The following is a 17,718-nucleotide window of genomic DNA, read 5'->3' as shown; positions in this document are numbered from 1 at the left end:
AATCAATTTGGCTTTAAACTTCAATTAATTTGACTTTAGCTCGACTTGCACGGATTTGCCACGTTCTTTTCGCACCTGTGATGGTAGCGATTGCGCGAGGCCGCACCCGACGATGGCTGCGAAAAACACGCCGTAACCGGGTATCTGCAACGAGAAATCGATGCAGCTATGTGCAACTCCCAATACAGCGACGCTGGCGCCGATCACGGGTATGTAGCGGTCGCGTTTTCGGCGCAAGCTTCCGGTAAACAGATGGTAAAGATACCAGAGGCAGGCCAGCGCGATGACGGCGAAGGCGGGGATGCCTAATTCGACGGCAATTTCCAGCGGCGTGCTGTGAGCGCGGTCCCAGATGCCGAGACTGCCGAGCGTTGCGGGTCTGATGGCGGGAAAAACAGCTTCGAAATTGCCCAGCCCGACACCGAGCAGCCGATGATCAGCGATGATCCCCAATGATGCCTGGTACGCAGCAAGCCGCTGCGGATCGATCAGCCCGTGTTCGACGATTCGCCCCGCCACGAGGCCGCCTACGAGCTGCAAGAGCACGAGCCCTGCTGCCGCTGAGCCGCCGAGGACCAGCCACTTCCGCGATCTGCCGAGCTCGAGCGGCACGAGATAAAGGATGATGGCCAGCACGAACGTGCCAACCGACAGCAGCAGACCCGCCCGCGATCCGGTCATGGCAAGCGCGATCGTGCAGATCGCGAATCCCGCACCGAGCGCCACCGGCGCGGAGAGGATTTGCTCGAGCTGCGATCGCCAATCCGGTTGTTCCGGCGGCCCGCCTTCCTGGCGGTGCATGGTGCGCAGAAGCGGCACCAGAAACAGCAGGGCGCAGCTGCCCCAGAACGTCGCCGCCGTGTTTCGATTGACGAAGGTCCCTGTGGCAAAGCCCAGGTAGGCTTCTTTCTGCCTGAACAGCACCATGTCCGGTGCGATCAGCTCCGCCAGAATTCCGTACAATGCATACAGGCATCCCGCCCATGCCAGTATGCGTAGCAGCGAGCGTGCGGCTCCCGCATCGCTTGCAAGAATCACGGCGCGCGTGAAGGCGAGCGACAGCAGCAAGACCGATCCGAACGCCAGCCACGTTCCGCGTGCGGTGACCGAGAGACGGTCAGGCAGTACGAGGCCGAAAAAACGCCGCGGCAGTTCCCAGACCGCTGCTGATTCACTGGACGGATCGCTCCACGTTTGCAACGCCACGATGACAACCACCGCCGCGATCGCCACTGCCAATGGAATGAGCAACATGGCATTGCGACGGCTCACGGCCGAAAGATCGGCGGTCAGCAGGCTGCAGACGAGCAGAAAATTCCAGAAGCAAATCCACGCGAGGTCGAGGGATCCGAGCGGAAGTGGCGCCAGCACAAACACGGCTGTGGCGAAAAATCGCGATATCGCGCCCAAAGGCCCCTCTGTCATTCAACTCAGCCGCGATGGAGCTATCAGAACTTCGCGCGAGATCAAGTTAATGCGAGGCTAGGTCGTTGATGGCCATTCGCAACATTGCAAACAAGGCCGCAGCTCGCGCGTGCAGCCCTGATCTGTTCCAAACGCAATGCCCGTTGCCTCACGAAAGCTGAATTGAAGTCTATGAGCATGTCGTCGGAGCAAAGATGCCGACCGGCGTCTTGCTGCCGCATCTGTCGTGCACTGTCCTGGTCGAGATCGGCGCTTCGCGGCTCTTTTCAGTTGAATAAACCACCCGGTGGAGGCATTATATTGCACCGCAGCATTTCGCTTTGGTCGAATCGTAGAGCCTCTATCAAGTGCTAGCTCATCAAACAAAGGCGCACTACGTTCCGCTGGACAGCGTTCGTGGCCTCGCCGCCCTCTGCGTGGTCGTCCATCACTTCGTCGGATCGGATCCGCTCGCCGCTGCGCTGCCTCATCGCGCCTGGATCGACGTCGCGTTTTTTCACAATTCCTGGCTCTTCGTCGATTTGTTCTTCGTGTTGAGCGGCATCGTGATCTCGATGAGCTATGTTCAGTCCGAATTCAGCGGGTTCGACTTCCGAACGTTCACCTTGCGTCGTATCGCACGCATCTATCCGCTGCACATCGTCATGCTGTTCGCCTTTCTGGCGTTTCGGCTGATGCGGCTCACGCTCACCGAACTGGACCTGCTGCACTTCTCGACCAACGAGACGGCGGATCTCCAGGTTAACAATGTGTACTCGTTTGTCGCGAATGTGTTCTTGCTCCATGCTATGGGCGTGCTCGATTATCTGAGCTGGAACGGCCCGAGTTGGAGCATCAGCGCGGAGTTCTACACCTATCTCGTGTTTGGCGCCGTCGTCGTCCTGTCGCAGCGCCTTGGCTACATCAGGCTCGTCTATGTTTTCAGCGCCGTGCTGGCGGTGATGGGCGCGGCTCTCATTATCTTCGTGCTCAAGAATGAAACGCTCGATTTCCAGACCAACGCCTTCACCCGATGCTTCCTGGGCTTCTTCGTCGGCGTGCTCACGCTTCGTTTCGTCTCGGGAAAAGGTCGTTCAGTGAGCCCCTTCGTTCAGTCGGCCTGCCAGATCGGTGCGGCCGTCGTCGCCATCGTGCTGGTTTCCGTCGTCGGCTTCGACGAACGGCTCAGCTTCGTGGCGCCGATCGTTTTCGGCGCCCTGCTGGGCTCGCTGATGGCGTTTCCGGAGCGGCTCCTGCCGAAGCTGCTGTCCGTCCGTCCGCTGGTCTGGCTGGGCAAGCGCTCCTATTCGATCTACATGACGCATGCGCTGATACTTGTCCTCATCCAGTACTTCGCGCGTGGCGTGGGCACCGGGCGCCTGCAAATCGTGGACAACATTCTTCCCGGACTAGCAGCCTCACTGCTGCTCGCCGTCTTCGTGGCCGCCGTGCTCGTGCTCTCCAACCTCACCTACCTCTGGGTCGAGATGCCGGGGTCGCGGTTCGTGCTTCGGCTTTTCAATCGCCGCGCCGTTCCCGCTGTGGTCGCGGCGGAGTGACGGGCATGTCCAGCAGCTCTTCGGCTCTACCGAGGTCGGACTGGCGCATGGTCGATCCGGCGGCCTTGCCCCGGCATCACCAGCAGGAGGGCAGTGCATTCTTCAGTCTCGAGGCTATCGCGCTCTTGCTTTATTTCTACCGCGATGCGCTCGCAGGCGCGCTGCGCTATTATCTGGCCGTTCTCAAGATCAGCCCGCTGTGGTTCCTGCCTGACATTTTCGCGCTGGTCTGCATTTTTGCCTTCGTGCAGCGCTACGTCCTGATGGGGCGTAACCTCGTCGCGATCCTCACGCTGTTCTACATCTGCTTTGCGCTTTACCTCGGATACGTGTTCCTGGGCTATTTCAGCGGCATGATGTCGTCGTTCAAGATGATCGCGCCGGTGTTCGTCGGCTTCTGCTTCTGCGGGCGCAATTTCGGCGACTACGATCGACTGCTGCGGTGGCTTCACCCGATCTTCTACCTGACGATCGTCGGGATCATATTGTCGTCCCGCATGCAGTTGCCCTGGGTGGGATATGCCTACGAGACTTTCGGCACGACGCGGCAGGCGACGCGGCTGTGGTGGTCGGCGTCCGAGACGCGCCTCGCCGGACTTGCCGCCGACAGCACGATGGCCGCATTCTTCGTGTTCATTTCGTTCACGATCAGCTCGGTGCGCCGGAGCCTGCTGTGGTGCCTGTTCTGGGCCCCGATCGGTCTCTACGCCATCAAATTGACCACGAACAAGACCTCGCTCGGCGTGATGGTGATCTACGTCGCTTGCCTGATCATCGTTCGCCTCGTTCCCGAGCGTGAGAAGTTTCCCATGCTGCGGCGCATGGCGCTGCTGTCGTTCCTGTCGATCCTCGTGCCCGCGGTGCTGATCGCCCTGTTCTCCGGCAACGGGCTTGTCAGCATGTCGCGCGGCCTGTTCAGCCTGCAGGACCGCGTCAACAACAGCTGGCAGTTGCCGTTCGTCTACATGGCTGAGCTTATGCCGGTCGGTTTCTTCACCGGCTGCGGCCTCGGTTGCTTCAACTATCCGCAGCTGCTGTTCTCGAACAAGCTCAGCTATTACGTTCCGGTGGATAATTTCTACCTCGGCACCTACCTGATGTTCGGGCCGATCTTCGTGTTGTTCATGGTCATGGTCATCCTCGCGGTCGCAAGGACCAGGGACATCTACAAGCTGTCTTTCGCGGTCGCCATGAACCTCTTCACCATCACCGTGCTGGCCTATGGTCCGGCAAGCGGCTTGATCATGCTCGGCGTCGCCTTCAGCGAAGTCTTCGCCCGAGAGAGACGTGACGAGACCGTCGCGGACGCGGTGCCACTCGCGCCTGACGTCGACGATCTGGTCTCTCGGCCGGCATGATCGCGATGTTGCCGCATGCAATGAGCTGCAGTGCGCAGCACGGGCGCTGGTCCGGAACTTTCCTTCATCTTGATATCGGATCGCGGCGGTGAGCGCAGACAGCAAGAATTTCGTGGAGGCGATCCAGGGGCTGCGCGGCGTCGCCGCGCTCACCGTGCTGATCGTCCATCTTCAGGACATGCCGCTTCTGGCAGGCTTCCTGCCTCCGATCTGGCCGTGGCTGGAAGCGACTGTCAACATGGGCGGGCACGGGGTCGAGCTGTTCTTCATGATCAGCGGCTTCCTGATTCCGGCGAGCCTGATGCGTCACCGCAGCGTCGGGAAGTTCTTTCTCGATCGCGCCCTGCGAATCCTACCCGTGTTCGTGATCCTGCACCTGATCCTGTTCACGGCAGGCCCCCTGGTTGGCTACAAGTTCTTCAAGGGGATCGATCTGCCGACCTATCTCAAGCTGTTCTTCGTCAATCTGGCGTTCCTGCCGGACGCGCTGGGATTGCCGATCGGCCAGCAGAACGCGTGGACACTGAGCTACGAATGGGCGTTCTACATTCTGTTCGCGGTGATCTTCGTGATGTTGGTGCGGCGGAGGAACTGGCTGCTGGCGGCGCCGTTCATCCTGCTCGGTCTCGCGGGCATCGCCTTTCGGCCGATCGCCGCGTTCTTTCTGGTCGGGCTGTTGTTCAGCCTGATCGATTTGCGGATCCGCGTCGTCGGCTGGCCCGGATTGCTGGCGGGCATCCTTTGCGGGATCGCGATGTACGTGTCGATCGAATATGCGCATCCGCTGGTCGGGCTGTTGCCGGGCGCGCTGCTGTTTGGAATGGTCCTTGCTCCGGACTCCGGTATTGCCGTCGCTTTGAGCGGCAAATTCCTGCAGTTCCTCGGAAAGATCAGCTATAGCCTCTATTTGGTCCACCCTTTTGCGCTATTTCCGTTGCAGGTCATCGGAGTGAAGCTGGCCGCGCATGGCGTCAATCTCTGGCTCCTCTGGGCCGGGTTCGCGGGCCTCGGCCTGATTGCCGCACTGATAGCGGGAACTGTCAGTTACGAGCTGATCGAAGTGAGACTCCGCCGCTTGCTCGATCCGGCGCTGCGGGGCCTGTTGTTTGGAGTGCGCCGTGAAGCTCGCTATGTCGCCTGAGCGCGTCCTTTCGCAATCGTTTCAGCCGGATCACATACGAGAGACGTCATGATCATCAAGAACCTGCTCTCGATGTCGAGCGTGAACGTCGTGAAGTCGGCCGTTCAGTTCCTCATCACGCTGCTGATCACCTATTTCGTGACGCCCACGGAATTCGGGCTCGTGGCGTTTTCGCTGCCCTTCATCGCCTTCATCTCCATGCTGACCGACCTTGGGCTGTCGAGCGCGATGATCCAGCGGACGTCGCTCACCAGGGAGGAAGCCGGCGCGGCGACGACTCTGATGGTCGCGATCGGGATTGGTTGTGCCCTGGTGCTGGCCGCCGCCTCGAAGCCGCTGGGGGCTGCCGTCGACATGCAGGGGCTGCCGTCCGTGCTCGCCGCTCTCTCCGGTTCGGTCGTCTTGTCCATTTCCGCGATGGGGCCGCGCGCGGTCCTGGAGCGCTCCCTGCAATATCAGACCATCGCCTTGATCGAAGCCGGCGCGGCTCTGGCTTCCGCGACGGTGGGCGTGGCCGGAGCCCTGCTCGGATGGGGGATCTGGGCGCTGATCGCATACTATGTCCTGATGCAGGCGGTGCGCGCCGTCGCCTTCTATGTGAACACCAGGCGCCATATCCATCTGTCCTTCAAATGGCGCGGCGTCGCGCTGATGCTGTCGTTCGGCGGTTGGGTGCTGGCCTCGAACGTCCTCAACTTCACTGCGAGAAACGTCGGCAATCTCATGATCGGCGCCAAGCTGGGCGCAGCGGCGGTCGGTCTGTTCGGTCTCGCCTTCCAGTTCATGACGCTTCCGCTGATGATCCTGTCGTGGCCTGGCGGCGGCGTTCTGATGGCCACCCTGAGCCGGATGAACGGCGAGCGGGAACAGGAACGGCGCAGGGCGGCGATCTGCGCGGTGCTCGGCATGACCGCGATGATCACATTCCCGGCAATGATCTACCTGACGTTCGGGCTGAAATATCCCGTTGCGACGTTCCTCTCGCCGCATTGGCAGGAAGTCCTGCCGCTGATTGCCATCCTTGCGCCGGCAGGCGCGGCGCAGTCGATTGCGGCCTATGCCGGACCGATTCTGCTCGCTCACAACAAGGCCCGGCTCCAGTTCTGGGTGAGCACCGCCAACAGTGCCAGCATGATCCTCGCCTTTGTCGTGGCGTTGCCGTTCGGGCTCACGGCCGTGGCGGTCGTGTACCTGATCGTATCGATCCTCGTTTGCGTCCTGATGCTGATGATTGGAGCCCGCAACTGCGCGATCTCCTATGCCTCTTTGTTGGGCGCCCTGATGCCGGCCACCGTCGCCACCGCACTCGGCGCATTGTGTGCACTCGTCGCCACGAAGGCAGACGTCGCAAGCCTGTCACATTGGCTGTTGGCGACGGCCGTCTATGCGCTGATCGTGCTTGGCAGCTACGTGATATTCAGGCGTCGCATCTGGAACAGCATGCAATCGCTGCTCGGCGGCTCGGTTCCGTCGATCCAGGCGAATGTTTCCTCGGCAGGTTAGTAGAGATCGTTTGATGTCATCAGTTGAGGGAATGAGCGGCAAGTCCCAAGCGGGAATTCCGTGGCGCGAGGACCTGATGGCAAACACCGGCAGGTCCGGTGTGGCTGCCGCTTTCGTCGCCATGCTGACGAGCCCGGGCTTTGCCGTGATCACGACCTGGCGCATCGCCAGGATGCTGCGATTCCAGACCCGCTGGGGACATCAGATCACCTGGCTGCTCGTGCGGGCGCTGATGCGGCGCGGCTGCTACATCTCGGTTCTCGCGGAGATCGGTCCAGGGCTGATCTTGCCGCATCCGACCGGCGTCGTGATCGGCGAGGGGGCGCGGATCGGTCGCTCCGTGATGCTTTATCACAACGTCACGCTCGGCCGGCGTGCCTGGGATGAACCGGGTTGCCCGACCATCGGCGACGGTGCCGTCATCTACACCGGTGCCGTGATCGTTGGCCCGACTTCGATTGGTGCGGGAGCAAACGTTGCCGCCAACGCGGTCGTGACGCGTGACGTCCCGCCGCATTCCGTCGCCGCGGGAGCACCTGCGCGGATCGTGCGCTCGGAAGCACCAGGTCGCCTGCGCGCCTGACGGCCCGCGAACCGACGGCGAGGTTCCCGGCGATCCGCGTTTGGTCCGCCGGTTCAACCCGGTCACAATTCTGATTGCTTGCCATGTATAGTTGTGTCCGGAAACGTCTCGGACACAGGAAGCAAGCCCATGTCGTCGATCATTACCGATTTTTCGCAGGTCTATCCCTATCTCGACGGCTCGAAGTTCAAAGACACCATCGTCGTGCAATATCGGGGCGATGGCGACGTCAAATACAGATGCGACGTCCTCGTGGACATCTGTCGGGGCAAGCGCGTCCTGCATGTCGGATGCTGTGATCATCTGCCGCTCATCAAACGAAAGATCGACAACCGGGACTGGCTGCACGGCCTGATCACCGAGTGTTCCGAATACACCGTCGGCGTCGACATCGATGCGGATGCGGTGCGGGAGGCGTCGCGGATTTCCGGGCTCGACAACATGGTCGCGGGCGACGTGACGTCCGGCCAGAAGATCGATGCAATATCCGGCCGGAAGTTCGACATCGCCGTGTTTGGCGAAGTCGTCGAGCACATTCCGAATCCGGTCTCGTTCCTGTCGCGCTTCAGGGAGAATTACGGCGACGTCGTCGATCAGATCGTGATCACCGTTCCGAACGCCTTCAGGGGTGGCAACATCAAGGGCATCTTGAAGAACGTCGAGACGATCAACAGCGATCACCGGTTCTTCTTCACGCCCTATACCATCGCCAAGGTCGCAATCGACGCCGGCTATGCGCCGGTCGAGGTGAAGATGGCCACCTTCATGCGCGCCGGAAAGCTGAAGTCGATGCTGCTGCGGCGGCTTCCGCTGCTGGCCGAGGATATCATCTTCATCGGTGCGGCCACACCCGCGCGGCCGCACTGACCTTGCTTCCCCCGTCGTCCCCGTTCAGCTGGCAGGGGGACCTGCCAGCTGGTTCGGCGTCAGACGAACAGGAAGTTGCCGTGATCCAGGTTGGCCGAATTCACATTCTTCAACAGGATGGAATCGGCCGAGGTGAGCTGGATCAGCGTGTCGGAACCTGATTGCGAAATCTGCAGGTGGCTGTAGTCGGCCACCAGTGATTTCAGGATTTCGATCGTGTCGTGGTTCGCCGCGGCTCCGGCGTGGAAGCTCTTGATCTGGTCGTTGCCGCCGTCGAACATGACGGTGGTCGTGCCCGGCGCCGCGGAGAAGACGTCGTTGCCGCTGCCGCCGGCCAGTGTCAGTCCCGCAGTCACCGCCGTGACGGCGTGGGTCCCATCGGTGTTGAGGACGTCGATCGAGAGCAGCGAGCCGCTGGTATTGTAGCTGTCGTGCTCGACGGCGCCCGGCAGGCCGGCGACCTTGAACTTGAAGACGTCGGACGTTCCATCGGCGTTGTTGATGGTTTCGGTCGTCTTGACCCCGGTGCTGTCGTAGACATCGGAGACCTTGCTGCCGTCCGCCTTGACCACCTGCGTGTAATCGAGCGTACCGTCCGCGTGCGACCGGGTGATCGAGGTCATCTTGCCCGCGGCGTCGATGTGCTGCTGCTCCGTGACGTAGCTCTTGCCGGTGATGTTGTAGATCGTGTTGTCGTGCGAGCCGTCGGCGTTGTTGGCGTAGACCGCGGTCTTGACGCCCGACGTGAACACGGTGGTCGAGTTTGAGCCGTCCTTGTTCAGCACGTAGTCGCTGGTGAGACTGCCGCTGCCGTCGAACAGCTTCGTTTCCTTGGTGCCGTCGGCGTTGACGACGTAGATCGACGAGTTCAATCCGTTCGCGTAGTTCGTCGTCGTCACGTCGCCGCCCGCCGTCTTGTGAACGTCCTGGACCAGAGCTCCCGACGAGTTGTACGTGTCCGTCGTGGTCGATCCATCGGCGGCATTCAGGATCTCGCTCATCTTGTGGCCGGTGCTGTCGTAAAGGTCGGTGACCTTGCTGCCGTCGCTGTTGATCACCTGCTTGTAGGCAAGCGTATCATCGGCGTGAAGGCGGGTCAGGGCCGTAAGTGCGCCGGCGGCGGTGAGGTGTTGGATCTCGGTCGTATAGCTCTGGCCCGTGATGTTGTAGAAGGTGTTGTCATGGCTGCCGTCGGCATGGGTGACATAGAGCTTCGTCTTGACGCCGGCGGAGTAGACCGTGTTCGAGGACGAACCGTCCTTGTTCTGGATGAGGTCGCTGGCGATGATCCCGCTGGAATCGTACAGCTTGGTGTCCTTTGACCCGTCGGCGTTGACCACGTAGACCGACGCCAGCTTGGCGCCGTTGTAGTTCGTCGTCGTGGTGTCGCCGGAGCTCGTCTTGGAGACCTCCTGCTTCAATGCGCCGGTCGATGCATCGTAGATGTCGGTCGTCGTGCCCGACGACGTGACGGTGATGACCGAGATCTTGTGGCCTGTGGAATCGTACTGGGTCGTGACCTTGCTGCCGTCGCTGTTGACCACCTGGCTATAGGCCATCGAGCCGTCGGCATGGGTACGGCTGACCAGAAGCAGCTTTCCGCTCGGATCGATGTGGTCGTGCTCGTTGGTATAGGACTGGCCGGTGATGTTGTAATAGTAGTTGTCGTGGCTGCCGTCGGCATTGGTGCCATAGACCTTGGTCTTGACGCCGGCCGTGTAGAGCGTGTTCGAGGACGAGCCGTCCTTGTTCTGGATCAGGTCGCTCGCGATGATGCCGTTGGAATCGTACAGCTTCGAATCCTTCGATCCGTCGGCGTTGACCACGTAGACCGACGCCAGCAGCGAGCCGTTGTAGTTGGTCGTGGTCACGTTGCCGGAGGTCGTCTGCACGACCTGCTGCTTGAGCGCGCCCGCGATGGTATAGAAATTGGTCGTGGTGGCCGTCGACGTTATGGTGACGGCCGAGGTCTTGTGGCCGGTCGAGTCGTACTGGGTCGTGACCTTGCTGCCGTCGCTGTTGAACACCTGGCTGTAGGCCATGGTGCCGTCCGCATGGGTGCGGCTGACCGACAGCAGCTTGCCGCTCGCGTCGAGGTGATCGTGCTCGCCGGTATAGGACTGGCCGGTGATGTTGAAATAATAGTTATCGCGGCTGCCGTCCGCGTTGGTGACGTAGGCCTTGGTCTTGACGCCTGCGGTATAGAGCGTGGTCGACGACGAGCCGTCCGCGTTCTGGACCACGTCGCTCGCGATGACGCCCTTGGCGTCGTACAGCTTGGAGTCCTTCGAGCCGTCGGCGTTGACGACGTAGACGGACACCAGCAGCGAACCATTGTAGTTCGTGGTGGTCACGTTGCCGGAGGTCGTCTGCACGACGGTCTGCTTGAGAACGCCGGCTGTGGTGTAGAAATCGGTGCTGGTCGCCGTCGATGTCACGGTGACGACAGAGGTCTTGTGGCCCGTGGCGTCGTACTGGGTCGTGACCTTGCTGCCGTCGCTGTTGTAGACTTGGCTGTAGGCCATCGAGCCGTCGGCATGCATCCGGACGACTGATAGAAGCCTCCCGCCCGCGTCGAGCTGGTCGTGCTCGCTGGTATAGGACTGGCCGGTGATGTTGTAATAGTAGTTGTCGTGGGTGCGGTCGGCATTGGTGACGTAGACCTTGGTCTTGACGCCGTTCGAATAGAGCGTGTTCGAGGACGAGCCGTCCTTGTTCTGAACGAGGTCCGCGGTGAGATTGCCGCTCGTATCGTAGGTCTTGGTGTCCTTGTCGCCGATCGCCGAGACGGTGACGTCACGCACCATCTTGCCGCCGGTATAGGCGATGTTCTCCGACGAGCCGTCGGTATTGAGCGTTACCTTGCTGGTGATGACGCCGTCGGTGAAGTTGGACGTGCTGGTCGACAGAAGCTTTGCGGAGGAGTCGTAGACCCTGGTGACGCTCCAGGTGTCGGTCGAGTTGGTGACGGAGAACTGGTAGCCGCCCTGGATGGCCGCGAGCGCCTTCCCGTAATGCGAGATCATGTACGCCATGGTGGCATCGGAGGCGACCGGAAGCACGTGGGTGTCGGTGAGCGTGATGGTCTCAAGCGAATCCGAGGCGTTCAGGTCGGACATCTGCGACACGATGTCGGCGGCGGTTCCGCTGACGTCGGTCACGGCGGGCGGTGCAGAGCCGCCTCCTGCGGGAGCGTCGATCTCGATGATGAGCGGGTGGTCCGTGATCGGAACCACGATCTGGCTGACATCGGTGTAGGTCGCGATCGGCGAGCTGCCCTTTAGCGGGTCATAGACGTTGATCAGGTGGTGGACGCTGCCCAGGTTGACGGTAACCGATATCGTCGGATTCGCGATCTCGGTGTCGGTGGCGTCGTTCCAGACCTTGGGTTCCGCCCAGACCACGAGCTCATAGGCGCCGTTGCTCTTGCCGAGAACCATGCTGTTCCCGCTCGCCGGCATGTTGTCGAGCGTATAGTTCAGCGAGGCAGTCGGCGTGTGGCCGCCCTTGCCGTCGTCGGCCAGGATCGTCGTCAGATTGTGGACCGCGGTCGCCGCGAGCTTCGGGGTTCCGTCGGCGTTGAACAGGCCCCAGTGCGATTCGGGATCCGTAGGGTCGTTGCTCGCCGAGGCGTCGAGCAATTGATAGAGATAGGTGGTGCTGACGCCGTCCTTGTAGGCATCGACCAGCGTGTTCAGGATCGATTTCGCCTGTACGTTCTCGCTGGCGCCGACATACGGGGTATCGCTCTTGGTCGTATATCCGGTCTCGGTGATCACGACCGGTTTGCCGCCGGTGACCGACGTGGCGTTACCGAGCAATTGCTCGAGGGCGGTTTCGGGTGTCAGGCCGGTGCTGACATAGGCGTGAGAGTTGGCGTAGTCGGTCGACCCCGACATGTTTCCGAGATTGGCGTAGTCGGCCGAGTCATTATAGCCGATCGACAAATTGTAGACGGGGATATCCTTGAGCGCGGCGTCCGCCTTGATGGCGCTGTAATAGACAGCCTGGAACTGCGCTGCGGCCGAGACGCTCGAGCTCCCATTATAGCTGAAGCCCTGGATGTTGACCTCGTTGAGGCCTTCCAGCGCGATGACGCTGCCGGGATGGCTGGCCGCGAACTCCTTGACGGATTCCAGATAAGACTGGAGCGCAGCCGCGCCGCCGGCCGGAACGCCCGACGGAACCACGAGGTCGAATTTGTAACCGTCCTTCGCAAGTCCCTCGACGATCGGTTGCGCTTCCGGGCTCGTGGCGAGTCCGCCCCGCAGTTTCGTCACCCCGAGATAATTGAGATTGTCCTCGACGAGGGCGAGGTTGTCGTAGGCGCCCCAGGAATATCCAACGTGAACATTGACGCCGATGGAACTGACAAAGGTGCTCGCCGACAGGATCGTCTGATCTGGTGATGCGGTAGTCATCGGTATTTCGGAGCCTTTTCTGAAACGCGAGAGTTCGGTGCCGCCTGCGTCTGTCGTATCGGCCAATCTCTGTTTTTCGAGTTGGTGAGATCGGTAAAAATGGAAGCACCCGGAGATTTTCTCACCGACGCTTCCTGCGCGACGCCCACAGCGCACGAATCTGCGTGGACTGAGATTGATCGATGAAGACCACGGCAATGTGCTTGCAGCGTGACGTTCGAATGGCGATGCAACGACGATGTTCGATCGATGTTGTGCCGGTGCCTAATCGAAACGCATTTGCTTGTCGCGCGAGCAGCCTTGCTTCGAATCTATTGTGTTAAGCGCCGTTAAGCCTGTGGCGTGGGCGGATCGAGTTGCCTGCGAGTCACGACCGCAAAAAATATCGATCGAACTTCGAATGTGACAGTTGTTCGGGCGTTGAAGGCTTGCAGCGCGCTTCCGAATTTTCCCGCGTGCAGTCGGGAAGCGAGAAAGTAAATCTATGGAACTCGCCACCGGAGTTTTGTTTTCTCTCCTGGTCGCTGCGACATCGTGTCGACGTCAATGCAGAAGGATATCGAGTCTGTCTTTGGCCGATGAAGAAACCCCTCGTTGATGTGCAGGGCCAGTCGAACGAACGACGCCGACCAGATGAGAGGTCCAATCTGTGTGCACGAGGTGCGGCGATCGGTGCGTTGACGGCGGGACAATCGGTCGCGGACCCGGCGGGCAAGGGGCCGGGGGACGTTTCAACCGGGCGTTGCTTGCGGAATTTGAAGGGAACGCCGACTTCCGGCGGAAGGCGCGAACCCGAGAAGCGGACTTCGGACGTCGTCTGCAGTGCCGGGGCGGAGTGTCGCAGATCCGCAACGTCAATATGTTAGGCGCGCAACGCTGTTGCGGGCAAACCGCTGGCACGGCATGGAATTTGCCGCTAAGCACTGACCGAAATGTCGTCGATTGAACGGAGTAAGGCCATTCCCATGCAAGATCCCGCCCCGAATGTCATGTTTCTGGTTGAGGTCGTGAATTGCAATGACGGGATTGCATCCTATTGCGAGACCCTGGCCACGGGATTGCATGGCCGGGGCGTGCAGATCCACCTGGTCTCCGGTGCCGTGCGCTCGGACGAGAAGTCCGAATACAAGCGTCAGAAGCTGGCGGCGGCCGTCAAGGAATGGCACGTCATTCCGGGACTTCGGAAGTTGCCTTCGCTGTCGATCTTCATGCGGTTGTTGAAGCTGATCCGGAAGAACAACATCACCGTGATCAACGTCCACGGGCTGGGCATGCTGATGTGGGGCCGGCTGCTCGCGCTGCTCACCGGCGCGCGCTGCGTTGCGACCTATCATCCCTCGGTGCTCGGGAACATCGAGAAGGTGCAGAATGCGCCGCAATCGACCTTCAGCCCGGTCCAGGTCCTGTTCTTCAACCTCTTCTTTCCCCACACCCTCATTCTGATGTCGGAGGAATCGCTCCGGCATCTGCGCCGCTACGTGCTGTTCGGCAAGAACCGGATCGCCAAGGTCTATGGCGGCGTCGACACGGTTCATTTCCGGCCGCCCTCGGATGCCGAGCGCCGCGATGCGCGCGCGAAATTCGGCGTTGCCGACGGTGAGTTCATGTGCCTGCTGGCAGCCCGTCTCGCCTGGGTGAAGGGCCACGACCTCCTCATCAAGGCGGCGCGCAAGATCCGCGACGGCGCCAGTTCTCCGCCGATCGACATCAAATGCTACTTTGTCGGCAGCGGCGGAGCCGAGCGCGAGAAGGAAATCAAGTCGTTCGCTTATGCTGGCGAGAAGGACAAGGACACCTTCAAGTTCCTCGGGTTCATGGGCGACGTCCGCGAAATCCTCTGGGCCGCCGACGTGTTCGCGCTGCCGAGCCGGTTCGAGGGATTCCCGCTCGGCGTTGCCGAAGCCATGGCGACGGGCCTCATTCCGGTCCGGACTCCGGCGGGCGGCGCGACTGATCAGATCATCCAGGGCCAGACCGGCTTCATCGTCCCGTTCGAGGACGTCGACGCGCTCGTCGGTGCGCTCGAGAAGGTGGCCGACCCCGCGATGCGCGCCGCGCTGTCGCGCAATGCTCTTGCGCGCGCCCAACAATATTTCGGTGTCGGGCCGATGGTCGACGAGACTCTCAGGATCTACGGTTTGACCGGCGATACCAGCGGCAACGCGCTGGCTCACGCGGTGAAGGCCTGATCCTAACTGCGTGCCGAGGCCAGCAGATCGCCTCGCCACGTCACCAGAACGACGGCGAGGCCGGCAAAGACGATCTTTCCCGCGAGCCAGGTCAGGGAGTCCGACGGAGCCGCCGCTAGCATCGCGATCGCGGCGGCCGCAACGGTCGCTTCCAGGATCAGCAGCGCCCTTGGCGCCGCCCTGAACCGGATCAGCGGACCGCTGGCGAAGAGGATGATGAGCGCGGTGGCCAAGGCCGCGCTCGCGATCTGTCCCGCCACCGATATGTGCAGTAACGCGCCGATCGAGGATGCCGCCGACACCAGCAGCAGCTGGCACGCCGCGACGACGACCAGTCTCGTCGCCGATTTGGTTAGATGCGGCACGATCGCGAGCGTGGCCTGAAGGTGGGTGTGGAGGAAGTAGAAGATCGCCGCGACCGGCGCCGCGTTGAGGAAATCGACCAGCAGATCGGCGGGCACGAACAGATGCGCCGCGTCGGGCAGGAGGCCGATCAGCCCGCCCAGCATCACGATCGTCGCGCAGAGGATGAATTCGAGCATGCGGGCGCTGGCCCTGCGCGCTTCGCCGTCGACGCCGCGCTCGAACTGGACCACGACATTGGGATAGCAGACGGTGTGAATGGCGGCCACCAGGACCGAGAACGGGCGTTGCAGGAGGTCGATCGCCATCGAGAAGCCGGCCGCTCCGGTCGACGCGCGGCCGAGCGTGGCGATCACGATCAGGCGCAAGGTGACGGGTACGGAGAGATGAATGACGGAGGCGGCCGCAGCCATGATGCCATAGCGGCAGAAATTGCCCCAGTCGGTCAGCATGGCGCGTCGCGACGCGCGCCGTAGCGAGGTGCGATGCACGACCAGGCTCAGGAGAAGCACCGCGCCGTAGCTCGCGGCCATGCCGCACAGCGTCGCTGCAGCCGTGCCGTGGAGCAGCGCGCCCGCGATGGCGCCGGCCAGAAGCACGCTGGCACGCAGGATCAGGAGGACGGACGCGGTCCCCAGCCGGTCGGACACGCGGACGATCATGAAATAGAGGTCGGTGGCGCCTTGCAGCACGGCCATCGCCAGCGCGAGGGCGACGACGCTCGTCTCGAGCGTGCCCAGCAGTCCCGCCACGCCGCCGACGAGCAGCAGCACCAGCGCGCTGAGCAGCCCGGCGCTGAACAGCGAGAACCGCAGGCGCGCGGCTTCTTCTCCGGAAGCTGCGGCGAGGAAACGAACGCCGGCCAGTTGCAGCCATTCGAACACGAAGACGCAGAACAACTGGCTCGTCGCCAGCGCCAGCGAGAACGAGGTGTACTGGGCCGGCGAGAGGATATGGCTGACGGCGAAGATCAGAATGATCGCGGACGCACTCTGGTAGATATAGCTGCCGAATGCGAGCAGGCTGATCATGTCTGGCAATGCGTGAGAAAGAACATGGCGGGATGGTTGAGGGCCATTGGCGGCATCTGCGTCAGCTTCGGCTATGTGCGAGGCGTGCCGCGGCCGCGCGTGAGCTCGTCGTAGACGTTGCGATAGCCGGCGACGACGTCGTCAAAAACCCATTTGTCGATGCCGGACTTCAATCGCTCGCTCATCTCCACGATCTGCTGCGGCGCTTCGATGATCGCCGAAATGCTCTTGGCGATCGAGGCGGGATCGGGCGACGTCAGCCAGCCGGTCACGCCAGGCTTGATCGCCTCCTGAATGCCGCCGAACGGCGTGCCGAGCAGGGGTTTGCAGGCGGCCTGCGCGTCGGCGACGACGAGCGGGCAGGGATCTTCCCAGACCGAGGGGACGACCACCACGTTCACCTGTTCGTAAAACTGCTTCGGCTGTACGAAGCCGAGAAATTCGATCCGTGCATTCGGAGCGAGCGCCTTGAGCTGCTTCTGCTGGCTCTCGGTTGTGTGGCCTGCGATGACGAGCCGAAACCGGTCAGGCGGAATCGTCGCGATGGCGCGCACGAGATTGTAGATGCCCTTCTCTTCGGTCAGGCGTCCGATGAAGCCGAACGTGACGGTGCCGTCGACCATCGCGGTGTCTGCGTTGCCGACGTTGGCGGTCGAGGCGTTTCGAATGACGATCTTCAGCGGTGTCTGCGTGAACAGGCCGAGCTGGGTATGGATGTCGAGAATGCGCTGGCTGACGCCGACGACGGCATCCAGATGTCGCGTCGCCCCGCGACGGCGAAGGGTCAGGATCTGACAGCTCATGCAGCTCGATTCGCAGGCATGTCCGTCCGAGAAGCGCGAGCAGCGCGGGCAGGTGAGATAATAGTCGTGAAGCGTGTGCAGGACCGGAATGCCGAGCTCGGCGGCGGTCCGCCACACCGCGGTCGTCAGGCCGGAGAGATTATTCGAGTGCAGGATGTCAGGCTTGAAGGCCTTGATGCGCGCCGCAACGAGCTCCGACATTGTCTGCCAGTCCTCGATCGCGTGCCAGATGCCGCGCACCGGCGAACTGTGCTGCTTGGCGAAAGGGAAATAGATGTTGTGTACGGGCGCCGAATACACGTCGATGCCGTTGCAGGTCTCCATCTGCTGGTTCGATGCTGACGCGGCACGTATCACTTCCACGCCGTCGTTCTGCCCGACCAGGGTCTCGGCGAGGCGGCGGACGAACGTTTCCGCGCCCCCGACCACCTTCGGTGCCAATGGCGTTGGATAGAGGGATGACGTGATAAGGATCTTCATCGAAAAGGTCTGTCCA

The 17,718-nt window shown here is 61.7% G+C and carries 11 protein-coding genes; 7 read left to right on the top strand and 4 right to left on the bottom strand.

Annotation, left to right across the window (positions count from 1 at the left end; translation table 11 throughout):
- Nucleotides 1–24 precede the first annotated feature (24 nt).
- Entirely contained in the window at nucleotides 25–1,425 is a 1,401-nt protein-coding gene (locus AB7290_RS34660; RefSeq protein WP_245344126.1) for an O-antigen ligase family protein, read from the bottom strand.
- Nucleotides 1,426–1,772: 347 nt separating this feature from the next.
- On the opposite strand from AB7290_RS34660, the gene AB7290_RS34655 reads away from it, so the two are divergent.
- The 6 genes from AB7290_RS34655 to AB7290_RS34630 all read left to right on the top strand — a co-directional run bounded on the left by AB7290_RS34655 (nucleotide 1,773) and on the right by AB7290_RS34630 (nucleotide 8,415).
- A complete protein-coding gene (locus tag AB7290_RS34655; RefSeq protein WP_085402137.1) occupies nucleotides 1,773–2,963 on the top strand; it encodes an acyltransferase family protein in 1,191 nt (396 codons plus the stop codon).
- A gap of 5 nt (nucleotides 2,964–2,968) precedes the next feature.
- A complete protein-coding gene (locus AB7290_RS34650) occupies nucleotides 2,969–4,321 on the top strand; it encodes a hypothetical protein (protein ID WP_085402196.1) in 1,353 nt (450 codons plus the stop codon).
- Between the two features lie 88 nt (nucleotides 4,322–4,409).
- Complete coding sequence (locus AB7290_RS34645) at nucleotides 4,410–5,462, top strand: acyltransferase family protein (protein WP_085402136.1); 1,053 nt, start codon at nucleotides 4,410–4,412, stop codon at nucleotides 5,460–5,462.
- A gap of 48 nt (nucleotides 5,463–5,510) precedes the next feature.
- Entirely contained in the window at nucleotides 5,511–6,965 is a 1,455-nt protein-coding gene (locus AB7290_RS34640) for a lipopolysaccharide biosynthesis protein (protein WP_166084206.1), read from the top strand.
- A 76-nt stretch (nucleotides 6,966–7,041) separates the two neighbouring features.
- Nucleotides 7,042–7,548 (top strand): serine O-acetyltransferase, encoded by a 507-nt coding sequence (locus AB7290_RS34635; protein ID WP_245344125.1) that lies wholly within the window; start codon nucleotides 7,042–7,044, stop codon nucleotides 7,546–7,548.
- Between the two features lie 129 nt (nucleotides 7,549–7,677).
- Nucleotides 7,678–8,415: a class I SAM-dependent methyltransferase gene (locus AB7290_RS34630; protein ID WP_071916254.1), complete on the top strand. Its 738-nt coding sequence runs from the start codon at nucleotides 7,678–7,680 to the stop codon at nucleotides 8,413–8,415.
- 59 nt (nucleotides 8,416–8,474) lie between these two features.
- Here AB7290_RS34630 and AB7290_RS34625 read toward each other — a convergent pair whose 3' ends face one another.
- Nucleotides 8,475–12,836 (bottom strand): hypothetical protein, encoded by a 4,362-nt coding sequence (locus tag AB7290_RS34625; protein ID WP_085402195.1) that lies wholly within the window; start codon nucleotides 12,834–12,836, stop codon nucleotides 8,475–8,477.
- Between the two features lie 965 nt (nucleotides 12,837–13,801).
- Between AB7290_RS34625 and AB7290_RS34620 the strand changes: the two genes are divergently transcribed.
- Entirely contained in the window at nucleotides 13,802–15,025 is a 1,224-nt protein-coding gene (locus AB7290_RS34620; protein WP_085402133.1) for a glycosyltransferase family 4 protein, read from the top strand.
- Between the two features lie 2 nt (nucleotides 15,026–15,027).
- Here AB7290_RS34620 and AB7290_RS34615 read toward each other — a convergent pair whose 3' ends face one another.
- Nucleotides 15,028–16,419: a hypothetical protein gene (locus tag AB7290_RS34615; protein WP_085402132.1), complete on the bottom strand. Its 1,392-nt coding sequence runs from the start codon at nucleotides 16,417–16,419 to the stop codon at nucleotides 15,028–15,030.
- Nucleotides 16,420–16,490: 71 nt separating this feature from the next.
- On the bottom strand, nucleotides 16,491–17,702 hold the full coding sequence (locus AB7290_RS34610; protein ID WP_085402131.1) for a glycosyltransferase family 4 protein: 1,212 nt from the start codon (nucleotides 17,700–17,702) through the stop codon (nucleotides 16,491–16,493).
- Between the last annotated feature and the right edge of the window lie 16 nt (nucleotides 17,703–17,718).

The organism is Bradyrhizobium sp. 613_E4_N2_2 (assembly GCF_052075995.1).
GTDB lineage: Bacteria > Pseudomonadota > Alphaproteobacteria > Rhizobiales > Xanthobacteraceae > Bradyrhizobium > Bradyrhizobium barranii.
The sequence above is the reverse complement of the archived record's forward strand: the minus strand, read 5'-3'. Positions and strand labels throughout refer to the sequence as shown.

Bases quoted from the DNA above. Each gene is read 5' to 3' on its own strand.
- AB7290_RS34620 (WP_085402133.1), top strand. From the start codon at position 13,802: ATGCAAGATCCCGCCCCGAATGTCATGTTTCTGGTTGAGGTCGTGAAT.
- AB7290_RS34650 (WP_085402196.1), top strand. From the start codon at position 2,969: ATGTCCAGCAGCTCTTCGGCTCTACCGAGGTCGGACTGGCGCATGGTC.
- AB7290_RS34610 (WP_085402131.1), bottom strand. From the start codon at position 17,702: ATGAAGATCCTTATCACGTCATCCCTCTATCCAACGCCATTGGCACCG.
- AB7290_RS34615 (WP_085402132.1), bottom strand. From the start codon at position 16,419: ATGATCAGCCTGCTCGCATTCGGCAGCTATATCTACCAGAGTGCGTCC.
- AB7290_RS34630 (WP_071916254.1), top strand. From the start codon at position 7,678: ATGTCGTCGATCATTACCGATTTTTCGCAGGTCTATCCCTATCTCGAC.
- AB7290_RS34625 (WP_085402195.1), bottom strand. From the start codon at position 12,836: ATGACTACCGCATCACCAGATCAGACGATCCTGTCGGCGAGCACCTTT.
- AB7290_RS34635 (WP_245344125.1), top strand. From the start codon at position 7,042: ATGGCAAACACCGGCAGGTCCGGTGTGGCTGCCGCTTTCGTCGCCATG.
- AB7290_RS34660 (WP_245344126.1), bottom strand. From the start codon at position 1,425: ATGACAGAGGGGCCTTTGGGCGCGATATCGCGATTTTTCGCCACAGCC.
- AB7290_RS34640 (WP_166084206.1), top strand. From the start codon at position 5,511: ATGATCATCAAGAACCTGCTCTCGATGTCGAGCGTGAACGTCGTGAAG.